Annotated in this window: 14 protein-coding genes; 12 read left to right on the top strand and 2 right to left on the bottom strand. The window is 67.5% G+C overall.

The genetic code is table 11. The features are described from left to right. A partial coding sequence (gene ppdK / locus K2Z83_RS00320; protein ID WP_220593193.1) for a pyruvate, phosphate dikinase occupies window positions 1-2403 on the top strand: 2403 nt, incomplete at its 5' end. Between the two features lie 60 nt (window positions 2404-2463). Here the strand turns inward: ppdK and K2Z83_RS00315 are convergent. Continuing rightward, entirely contained in the window at window positions 2464-3534 is a 1071-nt protein-coding gene (locus K2Z83_RS00315) for an STAS domain-containing protein (RefSeq protein WP_220593192.1), read from the bottom strand. Window positions 3535-3819: 285 nt separating this feature from the next. Here K2Z83_RS00315 and K2Z83_RS00310 point away from each other — a divergent pair, with 285 nt between their 5' ends. From K2Z83_RS00310 to K2Z83_RS00260, 11 genes are all read left to right on the top strand, one after another. After that, the gene (locus K2Z83_RS00310; RefSeq protein WP_220593485.1) at window positions 3820-5394 is read left to right on the top strand and encodes an acyl-CoA synthetase; all 1575 of its coding nucleotides are present in this window, start codon (window positions 3820-3822) and stop codon (window positions 5392-5394) included. Window positions 5395-5804: 410 nt separating this feature from the next. Further along, window positions 5805-6791, top strand: a complete 987-nt coding sequence (locus K2Z83_RS00305; protein ID WP_220593191.1) for a radical SAM protein — start codon at window positions 5805-5807, stop codon at window positions 6789-6791. Window positions 6792-6842: 51 nt separating this feature from the next. Beyond that, window positions 6843-7064, top strand: coding sequence for a hypothetical protein (locus tag K2Z83_RS00300; protein WP_220593190.1), 222 nt, complete (start codon window positions 6843-6845; stop codon window positions 7062-7064). 25 nt (window positions 7065-7089) lie between these two features. Further along, complete coding sequence (locus tag K2Z83_RS00295; RefSeq protein ID WP_220593189.1) at window positions 7090-8040, top strand: YafY family protein; 951 nt, start codon at window positions 7090-7092, stop codon at window positions 8038-8040. A gap of 37 nt (window positions 8041-8077) precedes the next feature. Continuing rightward, window positions 8078-8698, top strand: a complete 621-nt coding sequence (locus K2Z83_RS00290; protein ID WP_220593188.1) for a Uma2 family endonuclease — start codon at window positions 8078-8080, stop codon at window positions 8696-8698. A 111-nt stretch (window positions 8699-8809) separates the two neighbouring features. Continuing rightward, entirely contained in the window at window positions 8810-9166 is a 357-nt protein-coding gene (locus K2Z83_RS00285) for a hypothetical protein (RefSeq protein ID WP_220593187.1), read from the top strand. Window positions 9167-9410: 244 nt separating this feature from the next. Then, the gene (locus K2Z83_RS00280) at window positions 9411-9617 is read left to right on the top strand and encodes a hypothetical protein (protein WP_220593186.1); all 207 of its coding nucleotides are present in this window, start codon (window positions 9411-9413) and stop codon (window positions 9615-9617) included. Between the two features lie 19 nt (window positions 9618-9636). After that, entirely contained in the window at window positions 9637-9921 is a 285-nt protein-coding gene (locus tag K2Z83_RS00275) for a LuxR C-terminal-related transcriptional regulator (RefSeq protein ID WP_220593185.1), read from the top strand. Between the two features lie 230 nt (window positions 9922-10151). After that, window positions 10152-12749 (top strand): tetratricopeptide repeat protein, encoded by a 2598-nt coding sequence (locus K2Z83_RS00270; RefSeq protein WP_220593184.1) that lies wholly within the window; start codon window positions 10152-10154, stop codon window positions 12747-12749. A 72-nt stretch (window positions 12750-12821) separates the two neighbouring features. Further along, window positions 12822-13487, top strand: a complete 666-nt coding sequence (locus tag K2Z83_RS00265) for a nucleoside monophosphate kinase (protein WP_220593183.1) — start codon at window positions 12822-12824, stop codon at window positions 13485-13487. Between the two features lie 302 nt (window positions 13488-13789). Next, on the top strand, window positions 13790-14737 hold the full coding sequence (locus K2Z83_RS00260) for a universal stress protein (protein WP_220593182.1): 948 nt from the start codon (window positions 13790-13792) through the stop codon (window positions 14735-14737). A gap of 186 nt (window positions 14738-14923) precedes the next feature. Here K2Z83_RS00260 and K2Z83_RS00255 read toward each other — a convergent pair whose 3' ends face one another. Further along, window positions 14924-15589: a TIGR04282 family arsenosugar biosynthesis glycosyltransferase gene (locus K2Z83_RS00255; protein WP_220593181.1), complete on the bottom strand. Its 666-nt coding sequence runs from the start codon at window positions 15587-15589 to the stop codon at window positions 14924-14926. Between the last annotated feature and the right edge of the window lie 73 nt (window positions 15590-15662).

The raw sequence follows: 15662 nt of genomic DNA, 5'->3' as shown, positions 1-15662 counted from the left end.
ACGGGCAAGACCTTCGGCGACCCGGCCAACCCCCTGCTGGTCTCGGTGCGCTCGGGCGCGAAGTTCTCCATGCCCGGCATGATGGACACGGTGCTGAACCTCGGCCTGAACACCAACACCCGCGAGGGCCTCGCCAAGCTCACCGACAACCCGCGCTTCGCCGCCGACGCCTACCGCCGCTTCATCCAGCTCTTCGGCAAGATCGTCCTCGGCGTGGACGGCGAGCGCTTCGAGCACCAGATGGAGATCGCCAAGGGCCACGGCGAGCGCCTCGACACCGACCTCAGCACCGAAGAGCTGCTGGAGATCGCCGAGAAGTTTAAGGCGATTGTCAAGGAGGACGCTGGCGTCGAGTTCCCCGAGGACCCGCTCGATCAGCTGCGCGAGGCGATCGCCGCCGTGTTCCGCTCCTGGAACGGCCGCCGCGCCGTCGACTACCGCCGCATCAATAAGATCTCCGACAGCCTCGGCACCGGCGTGAACGTGCAGGCGATGGTCTTCGGCAACATGGGCGACGACAGCGCCACCGGCGTGGCCTTCACCCGCAGCCCCAGCACCGGCGACGGCGAGATCTTCGGCGAGTACCTGGTGAACGCCCAGGGCGAGGATGTGGTTGCCGGCGTGCGCACGCCCGAGCCGATCGCCAAGCTCAAGGAGCGGATGCCCGAGGTCTATGGGCAGTTTCACGCTATCGCCAAGCAGCTTGAGGCCCACTATAAGGATGTCCAGGACGTCGAGTTCACCATCGAGCGCGGCAAGCTCTGGATGCTCCAGACCCGCAACGGCAAGCGCACCGCCGCCGCCGCCCTGAAGATCGCCGTCGACCTGGTGCGTGAGGGCGTGATCGATAAGGCCACCGCTGTCCAGCGCATCGAGCCGGCCACCCTCGACCAGCTGCTCCACCCGATGATCGACCCGGCGGCCCGCCAGGATGTCGCCGCCCTCACCACCGGCCTGCCGGCCTCCCCCGGCGCGGCTAGCGGCACGGCGGTGTTCGACCCCGATGAGGCCGAGCAGATGGCCGCCGACGGCCACAAGGTCATCCTCATCCGCGTCGAGACGGCCCCCGAGGACTTTCACGGCATGGTCGCGGCCCAGGCCATCCTGACGGCCCGCGGCGGCATGACCAGCCACGCCGCTGTGGTGGCCCGCGGCATGGGCAAGCCCTGCGTGGCCGGTGCCGGCGACCTGCGGATCAACTACGCCGACCAGTCGGTGACGGTCGGCGGCGTGACGGTGAAGAAGGGCGAGTGGGTCACGCTGGACGGCAGCACCGGCGAGGTCTTCGCCGGCGCGATGCCCACCGTTGAGCCCGAGATGTCGGGCGACTTCGCCGAGTTCATGGGCTGGGCCGACGAGTTCCGCACGCTCGGCGTGCGCGCCAACGCCGATATCCCGCGCGACGCCAAGGTGGCCCGCTCCTTCGGCGCCGAGGGCATCGGCCTCTGCCGCACCGAGCACATGTTCTTTGAGGGCGACCGCATCGACGCCGTGCGCGAGATGATCATCGCCGACACCCTTGAGGATCGCCGGGCCGCCCTGGCCAAGATCGAGCCGCTCCAGCAGGGCGACTTCGAGGGCCTCTTCCGCGAGATGGCCGGCCTGCCCGTCACCATCCGCACCCTCGACCCGCCGCTCCACGAGTTCCTGCCCCACGAGGACCACGAGATCGTGGCCCTGGCCGCCAAGCTCGGCGTGGACGCCGCCAAGGTGCGCGGCCGCGTCGAGAGCCTGCGCGAGTCCAACCCGATGCTCGGCTTCCGCGGCTGCCGCCTCGGCATCATCTACCCCGAGATCACCGAGATGCAGGCCAACGCGATCTTCAAGGCCGCCGTGGCCGTGAAGGCCGAGGGCATCGACGTCCACCCCGAGGTGATGATCCCGCTGGTCGGCAACATCACCGAGCTGAAGATCCAGGAGGAGCTGGTGCGCAAGGTGGCCGGCGAGGTCTTCGCCGCCGCCGGGGTCGAGATCCCCTACCTGGTCGGCACGATGATCGAGCTGCCCCGCGCCGCCCTCACCGCCGATGAGATCGCCGCGACCGCCGAGTTCTTCAGCTTCGGCACCAACGACCTGACCCAGACCACCCTCGGCCTGAGCCGCGACGACGCCGGGCGCTTCCTGCCGGCCTACGTCGAGAAGAAGCTGATGCCCGACGACCCCTTCCAGTCGATCGACCAGCGCGGCGTCGGCCAGCTGGTGCAGATCGGCACCGAGCGCGGGCGCAGCGCGCGGCCCAACCTCAAGGTCGGCATCTGCGGCGAGCACGGCGGCGACCCGGCCAGCGTGGAGTTCTTCCACAAGGCCGGCCTGAACTACGTCAGCTGCTCGCCCTACCGCGTCCCGATCGCCCGCCTCGCCGCCGCCCAGGCCGCCCTCGGCGACGGCAAGCGGGATAAGTAAGCCCGCATAGGATGCACAAAAGCGGCGCGGTGGGCATCGCCCACCGCGCCGCTTTTGTGATCATGATAAGGAGGAGAGGGCGCTCGCCAGGTTGGCCGCCGTCTTCACATCGCCAACATCGATCCCCAGGCCGACGATCGCCTGGGCCACCTCGGGGCGGATGCCGATCAGCACGGAGCGCGTGCCGAGCAGGCTGGCCGCCTGCACCGTGCGCAGCAGCCCCTGGGCCACGTAGGTGTCCACCACCGCCACCCCGGTCAGGTCGATCAGCAGGGTGTGGGCGCGGCTGCGCTCGATCGCCGCCAGGGCCTCGGCCTGGATGGCGACCATGCGCTCGCCGTCGATGTCGCCCACCAGCGGCATCACCAGAGTGTCGGCGCTCAACGGCAGCACCGGCACGCTCATCTCGCGGATCACCGCACGCTGGGATGTGATCTTGTCGAGCAGCGCCTGCCTCTCGTTCGCCTGGGCCTGCACCTCCGCGAAGGCCGCGCGCAGCTCGGATGTCTGCGCGGCCACCCGGCCCTCTAGGCTATGGTTGAGCTCCTCTAGCTGATGGGCGGCGGCCTCGGCGGCCCGCCGTGATGCGGACACCTCGGCGAAGGCGTGCACGACGATCCGGGCGCTCAGGAAGCTGATCACCCCTAAGGTCGCCAGCACCATGCCGCTGTTCGCCAGCAGCACCCACGGCTCAGGCTGGCTCTGTGGGCCGGCCGCGTCCCCCAGCGCCTTGTAGGCGACGACCAGCAGCCCGGCGCACAGCACCAGCCAGACCTGCCAGGGCCGTAGCACCACCCCCGCGACAACCACCGGCAGCGTCAGGTAGAGCAGCGCGCTGGTCACCTCGCGCCGGATCATGATCGGCACCATCGCCGCGCCGAGGATCATGATCACCAGCACCCATGCGGCCAGGCCGACCTGCCCCCGGTGGGTCAGGGCCATCGAGGCGACGATCACCACGGCGGCGACGAGCAGCCCCAGCAGCGATGGCGTCGCGTCGGGGCGGAAGATCACGGCCACGCTGGCGAGGATCACCAGCCCCAGCAGCACCAGCGCGACCGACAGGATCGTCCGTCCGCGACGCTGGATGTCTTCGTCATTCGTGGGGATCGTGAGCAGCCGATCAATCATGGCGGCACTCCGGTTAATAGTGCAAGAAAAGGGCAATGCGCCAATCCCATTATAGCAGGGCGAGGTATCACGGAACCGACGGTATAATAATGTTGAATGTTGAATTGTGAATGTTGAATGGTCGGGCAGCCGCATTCAGCATTCAGCATTCAACATTCAGCATTCAGCATTCAACATTCAGCATTCAGCATTCAGCATTCAGCATTCAACATTCAGCATTCAACATTCAGCATTCAACATTCAGCATTCAACATTCAGCATTCAACATTCAACGGAGCGCTGCATATGCCTGCCCCCGACTCCATCCTGGCCGCCCTGCTCGGCCACGCCGCCGCCGACCCGCAGCGCCCCTGTGTGATCTGGCGCGGCGCGGTGATCGGCTACGGCCAGCTGGCCGCCGCCGCCGCCGCCTGGGCCGCCCGCTACGCCGAGCTGGGCGTGATGCGCGGCGATCGGGTCGGGCTCTACCTGGGCAACACGCCGGCCTTCCTGGCCGCCTACCTCGGCGCGCACATGGCCGGCGCCGCCGCCGTGCTGATCAACACCCAGTATCGCCAGACCGAGCTCGGCCACATCCTCGCCGACAGCGCACCCCGCGCGGTGGTGGGCGACGCCGAGAGCGCCCCCGAGCTGCGCATGGCCCTGGGACAACTGCGCGCCCAGGGCGTTCAGATCGCGCAGCTTACATGTGACGACTCCCTTTTCGGGCTATCTGACTCGCCCGGTACACCATTCAACATTCAGCATTCAACATTCAACATTCAGCCGCCGCAGGCGGCTGATCTCGCCATCCTAGCCTACACCTCGGGCACCACCGGCCGCTCGAAGGGCGCCATGCTCACCCATAGCAACTTAGTGTCCAACAGCGCGGCGGTGACGAGCGCCTGGGGCTGGACGGAGCGCGACCGCCTGCTGCTCACGCTGCCGCTGTTCCACATCCACGGCCTCGGCGTGGGCGTCCACGGCACCCTGCTCGCCGGGGCCAGCATGGACCTGCGCCCGCGCTTCGACCCCGACGAGGCCCTGGCGGCGCTGGCCGACGGCACGATCACCATGTTCTTCGGCGTGCCGACGATCTACGGGCGGCTGCTGCATGTCGCCCCTCGCGAAGAGAGCGCCGAGAGAAGTGGCCACTTCTCTCGGCGTCTCTCTTCGCTGCGCCTCTTCGTCTCCGGCTCGGCCGCGCTGCCGCCGCAGGTGTTTGAGGAGTTCCGCAACACCTTCGGCCACGCCATCCTTGAGCGCTACGGCATGACCGAGACGGTGATGAACCTGACGAACCCCTACGCTGGCGAGCGCCGCCCCGGCACGGTGGGCGGCCCCTTCCCCGGACAGGAGGCCCGCGTGGTGGGCGTGCGCTCGCGCCAGCCGCTGCCCGCCGGCGAGGTCGGCGAGATCCAGGTGCGCGGCCCGCACGTCTGCGCGGGCTACTGGCGCAACCCCACGGCGACCGCCGAGGTCTTCGGGGCCGACGGCTGGTTTAGCACGGGGGATCTGGGGATGTGCAGCGCCGACGGCTACTTCACGATCACCGGGCGGGCGCGCGAGCTGATCATCAGCGGTGGCTACAACATCTACCCGCGCGAGGTTGAGGAGCGGCTGCTGGCCCACCCGGCGGTGGCCGAGTGCGCGGTGCGCGGCCTGCCCGACGCCGACTTCGGCGAGCAGGTGGCGGCCTGGGTGGTGATGACGCCCGAGTCCCGCCCGTCAGACGCCGCCGCCGAGGCCGCGCTCAGCGCCGAGCTGACCGCCTTCTGCCGCGAGGGGCTGGCCGCCTACAAGCGCCCGCGCCAGATCCACTACGTCGACGCGCTGCCACGCAACGCCATGGGCAAGGTGCAGAAGCACCTGCTCGCCTAAATGTCCTGCTCTCTGTGCCCAGCAGGCACATGCTGCAGCTGATGGTGCTGCGGCGCGGCTACGCCGCGCCGCAGCACCATCAGCTTTGTTGTGGGACACACCCTCACTGTGCGCAGTACTGTTACGAAAGCCTCTCTGCGGGTGGCAGAAACGATTCGTGCCCGCGCCCAGCTGGCGGCTATGATGAGCGGCGAGCGAGGCGGCGCAGATCGCTGATTGCAGGAAGGTGACCTATGATCCCCAAAGCAGTCGTGTATCGAATATATGGCGACTCGCTCGCGGTTGTCATGAACGTCAAGACGCGCCGTGTGGCGCTGCTGCAAGGCCAGGCCCTCCAGCTCTGGAGTGATATCGCGGCCGCCGGGCCATCGCGGCCGCCCGATCGTGGGCACCCGCTCTACGCGCGGCTGGTGAGCCTCGATCTGCTGGGCGACGCCGCCGCGCGCCCGCCGTCAGCGCCGGACGGGCGCGCGCTGGCGCAGCAGGCCCAGGAGATCGATATTGGCATCTTGAACATGTGGGCGTTCAAGAACCATATCCCGATGAGCGGCCACTTTGAGCTCACCGGGCGCTGCAATCTGCGCTGCAACCACTGCTATGGCCTCTTTGCTACGAGGCAGGACACGCTGAGCACCGCGCAGGTCTTTCGGATTCTAGACGACCTGCGCGACTGTGGGACGCTCGGGCTTGTGCTGACCGGCGGGGAGCTGTTCTTTCGAAAGGATATCCTCGATATCCTGAGCTATCTGTCTGAGCAGAAGTTTGTGGTGCGGATCAACTCGAACGGCACGCTGATTGACGAGGCGGTCGTGCGCGCACTGCACGATCTGGCGAATATCTATCGGATCCATATCAGCCTGTATAGCTCGGAGCCCGCGGTTCACGATCAGATCACCCACGCGCCTGGATCCTACCACAAGACCGTGCGCGCGCTGCACCTCTTACAAGAGGCCGGCTTCGATGTGCGGATTAACTGCTCGGTCATGAAGTCGAATGTTGACACATTCCAGAAGGTTCGCGACGATATCGGCGACCCGATGGGCATACCGGTGCATTTTGACTCCGAGATATTCCCCAAGGATGATGGCGGGACGGAGAATCTTGTCGAGCGCCTTGATGCGCAGCAGATTCAGGAGTTCATGCGCGCGAATGCCAGCGCAAAGACGCAGCCGTACAAGCAGAAGCTATGCAAGGCGGGCTTCTCCTTCTTCTCGATCTGTGAAGATGGCAGCCTGCTCCCCTGCCTGAAGATGAAGCGGCTGTATCGCTCCCCGCTCGGCCAGCTTACCCAGCGCTCGTTCAGGGAGATCTGGCAAAGCTCTGCCGATGTCCTCAGCATTCGCGAGACCATTACCCGTGAGCTGGAGGGGTGTGATCTCTGTAGCCTGGGTATATGATGCGATGGTGGTTGTGCTTGTGGACTATCAGGGCCATGCATGGAGGATGCGATGAACGTGAAGATCGATATCAGGTATAGCCTTGAGGATGTGCTTCGTGAGCTCGGCCAGGATAGCCTCACCCCCGATGGTGAGGAGATCATGCTATCGACGATGCACGATAAATTCTTTAAGGGCGGGGGCTGCGAGGCCACCACGCCCGCCACCGAGGGCGCGGCCGGCGGCGACCTGGCGGCGCGCAATATCGCGGTGTGTATGCACGGCCCACGCTGACCGCACCGACCGCGCGCCATCCGCCATGCCCACACCGCTCTCGCCGCATAGCACCGCGCTAATCATCCGCCTGCGGGCGCTGCTCGACGCCCTGCGCGACGGGCCGCTGGCCTACCCGGATCTGATCGCCCGCCTCGGCGCGACCTACCCCTCCCCGGCGAGCGCGCGGCGCATGATCGCCCGCGATATCGAGCACCTCGCTGCGCTGGGCGTGACTGTCCAGCGCAGCGATGAGACCCCAACGACCTACACGCTGCGCGGCGGCGCGCCGGCCTACGGCGACGACGACCTGCTGACCCTCGCCGTGCTCCGCGACAGCGTCGGACCCAACCACCCCTACGCCCGCCAGGTCGCCGGGCTGCTCGCGCGGCTCACCGCCGCGCTGGGCGACGCCCAGCGCGCCGCCTACGATGCGCAGCGCGCCGGCGGCGCGCCCGTCCAGCCGGCGATCGACTACGGCCCCCACGCCGCGCGGATCGCCGAGCTGGAGCGGGCCATCGCGGGCCGCCAGCTGCTGCGCCTGCGCTACCGCAACTCGCGCGGCGACGAGACGACCCACCGCATGGTGGAGCCGCACGCCATCGAGTACTACGACCGCCACTTCTACCTGGTGGCCTACTCGCACAACAGCGGCCAGGTCCACGACCTGCGCGTCGACCGGATCCTGGCGGCGGGTGCGCTGCGCTCGCTCCCGCCGGGCATGGCGCACACGCGCCGCCCGATCACCTTTCGCTACCGCCTGGCCGCCGCGCTGGCCCAGGGCGAGCTGAGCCAGCGCTTCGCCGCGCAGCGCGTGGTCGAGCGGCTGCCCGGCGGCGATGTGATCATCGAGGCCGAGGGGCGCAGCGACTTCTTCATCATCCAGGCCCTGCTGCGCTACCGCTCCAACGCCGAGCTGCTCGGCCCGCCCGAGCTGCGCGCGCGCATGGCCGAGGAGGTGCGCAGGCTGACGGAGCTGTATAATGATAATGGGTGATCCGTGATCCGCGATCCGCGTTCTGTGAGGCAATACTATGAGCGTAGACACTCAGCGCGCCGCCCGCACCAGCACGAGCCTGATGGTGCCAGACAGCCCGATCTGGCGGCTGAGCATCGCCCAGTACCACCAGATGGTGCAGAGTGGAATCCTTACCGACGATGATCCGGTTGAGCTGCTTGAGGGATGGCTGGTAACGAAGATGCCCAAAAACCCGCCGCACCGCCTGGCCACGCAGCTGCTGCGCGAGGCTCTGGCCCAGCTGGTGCCCGCAGGCTGGTACGTTGATGCCCAAGAGCCAATCACCACCGCCGATAGCGAGCCCGAGCCGGATGTGGTGATCGTGCGCGGCGACCGCCGGCAGTACCGCGACCGCCACCCCGGCCCCGATGATGTTGCGCTGGTAGTTGAGGTGTCGGACAGCACGCTCCAGCGCGACCGGACGACGAAGCAGCGCCTCTACGCTACCGCCGGCATCGTGGCCTACTGGATCGTCAACCTGGTCGATGGGCTGGTCGAGGTCTACCAGGAGCCGAGCGGGCCGGCCAGCGAGCCGCGCTTCGCCCGCCGCGATGACTACCGGCGCGGCGAGCATATCCCGCTGACGCTCGATGGTGCGGCCATCGGGGCGGTGGATGTGGAGGCGGTGCTGGCATAAGCCATGAGAGCATAGCATTCCGTGAAAGAGGCACGCTGATGCATTTGACGGTGGAGACTGAGCAATGAGGAAGATGTACGCTGGATCGCCGAGATCCTAGAGCTCTCCGGCGTGCTTGCCTATGGATCAACGCGTGAAGAAGCTATCGCGCGGGCGCAGGCCCTGGCCCTGCGCGTGATCGCCGAGTGGCTGGAGCATGACGAGGAGCCGGGCGAGCTGCTGACGTATGTTCCTGCACCGCAGCGCACGCAATGCCGTAGGGGCGGGCCTGTGTGCCCGCCCCCAATGCGCCGCATTGCCCGCATTGGCGAGATCAATGCGGGCAATGCCCGGCATTGCTGCGATGATTGGCGTTGTGGGTGGCCACCAGGGCCGCCCCGACGCGGTGACGATTCATTGCAGAACAATTCATTGCAGAACAATTCGCCGTACCCGTCGGGCGAGCTGCTGACGCCAGAGGATCTGTAGTGTGCTATACTGACTGTCCACCACCGCATCCGCCTGGCGGATTGAAACAATGAGTTAGGATTGCTCGTTATCACGATCCCTTTGAGGGATTGCAACAGCACCAGTCAATATTGACTGGTGCTGTTTTTATTATGGTTGATCTTAACCATTGCGTTGCCTCGAAATAGATGCTATTCTACCGGCAGACGCAAACTCAATGATCTGGTTAATGATTAGGATTGCTATGGCGGTAAACGAGGAAAGTATGCAAGACCCTCTAGACAACGCACTGACGATCCTACAGCGCATGGAATGGGCTACAGCACGGTTTGCTCGTGACTGTGAAGCAGCACAAGCAGAGTTACAGAGTCTGGAGACAGTCGCGCCTGAGGAGGTTGAAAGACAGGCCGCCAAGCGTATCGCTCAACTCAAACAGCAGTTGCGTCAGCTACCTGACGATGATCAACTATAACGTCAGGAAGGAGTACGCTATGAACTGGCTCGATGATCTGAATTCCAAAAAACGAATTCAGCTAGAGAATGCCCGTCAATTTCTACGGCTCTTACATCCACCTGAACGAGATATTGTCATGCTAGCAGTTCAGGGCCACAGCGATCAGAGTATAGCATCGATACGCTGTATCAGCCAGTACACTGTTCGTCGGCATGTTGAGAATGTTCAGAATAAAACCCCCGACATCTACGGGCGGAAGCTCAAGTTCCGCCAGCAGCTTATTCCTGAGCTAGCTCCTTACTTGTTTCTGTGCCCCGTCTAATTGGATCTGATCAACGCATCACGCATCACGGATCAGCCACCGGACTCCCCGAGTCCCGAGGGGCATGCTATGGTGGAGGCGTGAGGCGTGAGGCGTGAGGCGTGAGGCGTGAGGCGTGAGGCGTAGTGTAGATAAAGGATGCACGCGTGTAGATCGAGGATGCACGCGTGTAGATCGAGGATGCACGCTATCTCTAGCCGGACACACAGGCCACAACAACGAGAACCCCTATGAGCCAACTGAACCTGATTGGCACGACGCTCGGCCGCTTCGAGATCATCTCCGAGCTCGGCCGGGGCGGCATGGCGGTCGTCTATAAGGCCCGCCAGGGCGACCTTGACCGCATCGTGGCGCTCAAGATCCTTCCCCCGGAGATGACCCACGACACGAGCTATATCGCCCGCTTCCGCCAGGAGGCCCGCAGCGCGGCGCGCCTGGAGCACCCGCACATCATGCCGATCTACGAGGTCGGCGAGGCTGACGGGATGCACTATATCGCCATGAAGTTTATCCAGGGGCGCACGCTCAAGGATCTCGTCCAGGAGGACGGCGCCCTGAGCGTGCGCCGCGCCGCCGAGATCCTGGCCCAGGTCGGCGACGCGCTCGACCACGCCCACCGCCAGGGCGTCATCCACCGCGATATCAAGCCCTCGAACATCATGATCACCGACGAGGGCTGGGTCTACCTGACCGACTTCGGCCTGGCCCGCGGCACCGGTGCTAATACCGGCGGCCTGACGATGGCCGGCACGGTCATGGGCACCCCCGAGTATATGTCGCCCGAGCAGGCCCAGGGGCTGCCCTCGGTCGGCCCGCCCACCGACATCTACGCCCTCGGCGTGGTGCTCTACGAGCTAATCACCGGCACCTTCCCCTTCCACGCCGAGACGCCGATGGCGATGCTGGCCGCACGCCTGCTCCAGGCACCCATCCCGCCCCGCGATGTGCGCGGCGACCTGCCGCCCGCCGTGGAGGACGTGGTGATGCGCTCGCTGGCCCGCAAGCCCGAGGCCCGCTTCCCAAGCTCCGCCGCGATGGTCGCCGCCCTGCGCGCCGCCGCCGGCATCGGCGCGGACCCGCACGCCCAGCCGCAGATCACCCCGGTCGGCGGCACGCCCGCCGTCGGCGAGACGATCGTCGCCGGCGGCCGGCCGGCCCCCACGCCGCCCTACGTCCAGCCGCAGATCCCCACGCCGCCGCCGCAGGCCCAGGTGAGCGCCCCCGCGGGGACGCCCCAGTGGGGCACCCCGCCGACGCCCGCCCTGCCGCCGCTGCCCACCATCACCGCGACGCCCGCGCCCCCGCCGCTGCCCGGCACCCCCGTGGCGCGGCCGAAGACCGGCCTCTTCATCGGCATCGGCGCGGCCGCCCTGGTGCTCGTGCTGGCCGTGATCGGCGGCCTTGCCCTGATCGGCCGGCCTGGCCCCGAGCCCGACCCGCAGCCCGCGCCGACGAGCGCCCAGGTCGCCGGACTGATCGCGCAGGGCGATGCGGACCTCGCCGCCGGCAAGATCGACAAGGCGCTCGCCGGGTACCGGCAGGCGGTCGCGCAGTCGGCGGGCAACACCGCCGCCCTCGGCGGCATCGCCCTGGCCTACAACCTGCACGCCGACTGGCCACAGGCTGAGGCGAGCGCCAACGATCTGGTGAACGCGGCCCTGGCCGACGACCAGGCCGCCGCGCTCGGGCTGACCCTCCTGGCCGACGCGATCGCTTCCCAGGACAGAGTCGCCGATGCCATTGAGCCCATCCAGCAGGCCCTCGATCTCGATAGCGGCCTCTCGCTGGCCCAGGCCATCCACTCAAATATTATGGCCATCCAGGCCAATGACAGCGGCGACACCGCCGCGATGGATGAGGCGCTCCGCGCGGCAGACGCATCCGTCGACAGTATGGCCGACGAGACGCCGCTGATCCAGGCGCTCACCTACAACGCCATCGCCGTCACCTTCTCGTATGACTATAGCCTGACCGGCAACGCCAGCAGTATGACCGAGAGCGAGGCCGACTATCAGAAGGCGCTCGACCTGCTGCCGGACATCGCCCTCTTCCACAGCAACCTCGGCTACCTCTACAGCAGTGACAAGCGATACGACGACGCCCGCGATTCATTCCATGAGGCGCTCAGGGTTGATCCGAGCTACGCCAACGCCCAGATCGGCATCGGCTGGAGCTACTACGGCCAGGACGAGACCGACAAGGCCGCCGAGGCCTTCGACGCGGCGATCAAGCTCAATCCGGATAGCGTCAGCGCCTACATCGCTAGGGGCCGGCTCGCCTTCGATCAGGACGACTACGACACCGCTATCGAGCGTTTCCAGAGCGCCACGCAGCGCGATGCGCGCAGTGTCCCCGCCTACACATGGCTTGGCAAGGCCTACCAGTTTAGCGGCTTTTATAACGAGGACAGCGACCAGCAGAAGCAGGAGTACGCGAGCGCCGCAGAGGCCTACCGCAGCGCGCTCGCGATCAACGGGAGCGACGCCTCCGCCGCCAGCGGGCTCGGCTGGGTGCTCCAGTATCAGGACAAGTACGACGAGTCGATCGCAGCCTTCGAGCAGGCCCTGGCCCTCGATGACGGCAACGACGAGACCCACAACGGCCTGGCATGGAGCCTCTTCAACCTCGGGCGCTACGACGAGGCAGAGCCATCGTTCCGCCGGGCCATCGCGATCTCGTCCGACTACGCCTCCGCCCACTACGGCCTCGGCCGCGCCCTTGAGGAGCTGGGCCGCACCGACGAGGCCCGCGCCGAGTACCAGCAGACCCTCGACCTCGACCCATCCTACACCAGCGCCCAGGACGCGCTCGACCGGATCGGCAAGTGATAATTGGGAATGCTGAATGTGGAATGTTGAATGGCATGCCATTCAACATTCCACATTCAGCATTCAATATTGATGATGAAACACCTCGTCCTGATCGGCCCGCCGGGCGCCGGCAAGAGCACGATCTCTGACCTGCTGGTCGCCCACATCCCGCTGGCCGTGATCGCCACTGGCAAGCGCCTGCGCGAGGAGATCGCTGCGGGCAGCCCGATCGGCCGCGAGATCGGCCCGCTCCTTGAGCAGGGCCACTTCGCCCCCGACACCCTGATGGACCGGCTGATGCGCGAGTGGCTGGGGCGCGTCCCCGCCGGGCGGGGCTTCCTGCTCGATGGCTTCCCGCGCACGGTGCCCCAGGCCCAGGCCCTGGAGGGCATGCTCGCCGACCTGCGCCGCCCCCTGGACGCGGTGATCGCCCTGGAGTTGGGCGATGCCGAGGCGGTGCGCCGGCTGGCCGGCCGGCGGATCTGCGCCGGTGGCGGCGAGCCCTTCACCCTGCACGTCGATGACGCCGAGGCCATGGCCCGCTGCCAGGCCCGCGGCGGCACCCTCACCCAGCGCGACGACGACGCGCCCGAGGTTGTCCTAGAGCGCCTGCGGGTCTACGCCCACGAGACGGAGCCCCTGATCGACTTCTACCGCCAGCGCGGCCTGCTCACCCCCGTCGATGCCCACGGCCCCGCCGATGCGGTGGCGGCGCGGGTGCTCGCCGCGATCTATAGCGGCGGGCAGATCGATTGAGCCGATGATAGGAAGGTGCGAGTGAAGCGAGCCACCAGCCTCAGTGCCTCAGTGGCTCAAGCGTTTTGCTCAGTGCTATAGGAGCGGGGCGCCGGGTAGCGGCCGGTCATAGCGTGAAGGTGCATAGATCTACCCCCGCACGTGTACAGCTCTTCTCTCACAGCCGGCGACGCCTCTGCTATGCTCAGGTCACACTTGGCGCCCCCCTGCTTTCATCCTGTCGCGCCTCTCGCTGGCGGCGGCCCGCCGCGGGCCGCGCCCGTATGACAGTGGCTCTTCGTGTGAGCAGCAAGGAAAAAGATATGTCAACGCAGACAGTATCGTCGCTCGATCTGCTCGTCCCGCTCGACGGCTCGCCCCTGGCGGAGCAGGCGCTCCCCCTGGCCCGCATGCTGGCGGCCCTGGCGCCGACCAGCATCCACCTGCTGCGCGTGATCTCACCCACCGTGGTCTCAAGCCTGGTGCGCCACGAGGCCGCCCTGCTCAGCGCCGCCGGCGACACGCTCGGCGACCGCGACGAGCAGATGGACGCGATGCGCGAGGTGCTTGAGACCGAGGCCGAGTCCTACCTGAATCAGCTGGTCGGCCCGCTCGCCGCGATCGCCCGTGATGTGGACTACGAGGTGGCCTTCGGCACGCCGGCCGAGCAGATCGTGGCAGCGGCCTCGCGCCACAGCGATAGCCTGATCGTGATGGCCACCCACGGTAAGGGCGGCCTGCTGCGCTGGGCGCTGGGCAGCGTGACCACGCGGGTGCTCCAGTCCTCCGCGCACCCGGTGCTGGTGGCCCGGGGCGCCAGGCCCGGCGTCAGCGCTGCGGCCACGCCGGCGCTGCGGCGGATCATGGTATCCCTCGACGGCTCACTCACGGCCGAGCGGGCCCTGCCGCTGGCCACCGGCCTCGCGCGGGCGGCCCACGCCGACATGCTGCTGGCCCAGGTGATCGACCCGGTCGACGCGCCGATCGCCACGCTCACGGCCGACGAGGCCACCGGGCGGCTGCGCGAGCTGGCCTTCGGCTACCTCGACCACATCGCCGAGCAGATCACCCGCGACGTCGGCCGCCATGTGACGACCACCGTGCCGGTGGGCCACGTGGCCGAGGAGATCGTCGACGAGGCGGGGCGCAAGCACATCGACCTGATCGTGCTCGGCCGCCACGGCCTCGGCGGCGCCCTGCCGGCCTTCCTCGGCGGCACGGCCGAGAAGGTCATCCAGGCCAGCACGGTGCCGCTGCTCGTGGCCGGCTGACGGACAATCGCCCTCGGGTAGGGCACCCACGCTGGGGCGTCCTACCCATGCGCATCAACGTAAGCCCCGGCCCCCCCGGAATTTCTTGTTGTTTTGGCCACCATGGCCAGCTTCGCTGGCCATGGTGGCCAAAACACCACCGGTTTTTAGGGCGGCAGCCCTAACGTTGATGCGCATGGGGTGCCCCTACCCTCCCCCAAACATGGCCTCCAGGGCGGCGTAGGTGGCGGGCGCGCGGGCGCGGCCGGCGCGCAGGTCGGCGTGGAGCCGGGGCAGGTCGGCGGCGGTGTCGATGTCATACCAGGTGGGCAGCGTGGCCATGTCCAGCCCGGCCGCCTCGGCTGCGGCGTAGGTCTGCGCGGCCACCTCGGGGCCGCCCCAGGCGATGCCGGGGCGGAAGAGGGCCGGCTGCGGCTCGCGCATGCCGATCAGGTAGTAGCCGCCGTCCTCGGCCGGCCCGAGCGCCGCCGGCGATGTGGCCAGGGCGGCGAAGGCCCCCTCGACGACATGCGCCGGGATCCCCGGCGTGTCGCCCGCGAGCAGCGCGATCTCGTCGTAGCCGAGGGCTGCCGCCTGCGCGGCGGCGTCGAGCAGCCGGTCGCCGAGGTTGCCGGGGCACTGCGGCAGCAGCAGGGCGTCGGGGCACAGCGCGGCGAAGAGCGAGGCGGCCTCGGCGGGCGAGAAGGAGAAGGCCGGCCTGCAGCCCGGGATCTGGCGGGCCAGGGCCACGGCGTCCTCCAGAAAGCAGCGGTAGAGCGCCACGGCGCGCTCGGCGCCCACCCCGGCGCTCAGCCGGGTCTTGGCCAGGCCGACGATCGGGGCCTTGGCCATGATGATCAGGCAGCGGGGCATAGACTCCTCGGTATGATAGGCGCGGGCGGGCAGACGCCCGCGCCTATCATACCGGATCTTGTGGGGCGGCTGG

It is taken from the genome of Oscillochloris sp. ZM17-4 (assembly GCF_019599295.1).
Classification (GTDB): Bacteria; Chloroflexota; Chloroflexia; order Chloroflexales; family Chloroflexaceae; genus Oscillochloris.
The sequence above is the reverse complement of the archived record's forward strand: the minus strand, read 5'-3'. Positions and strand labels throughout refer to the sequence as shown.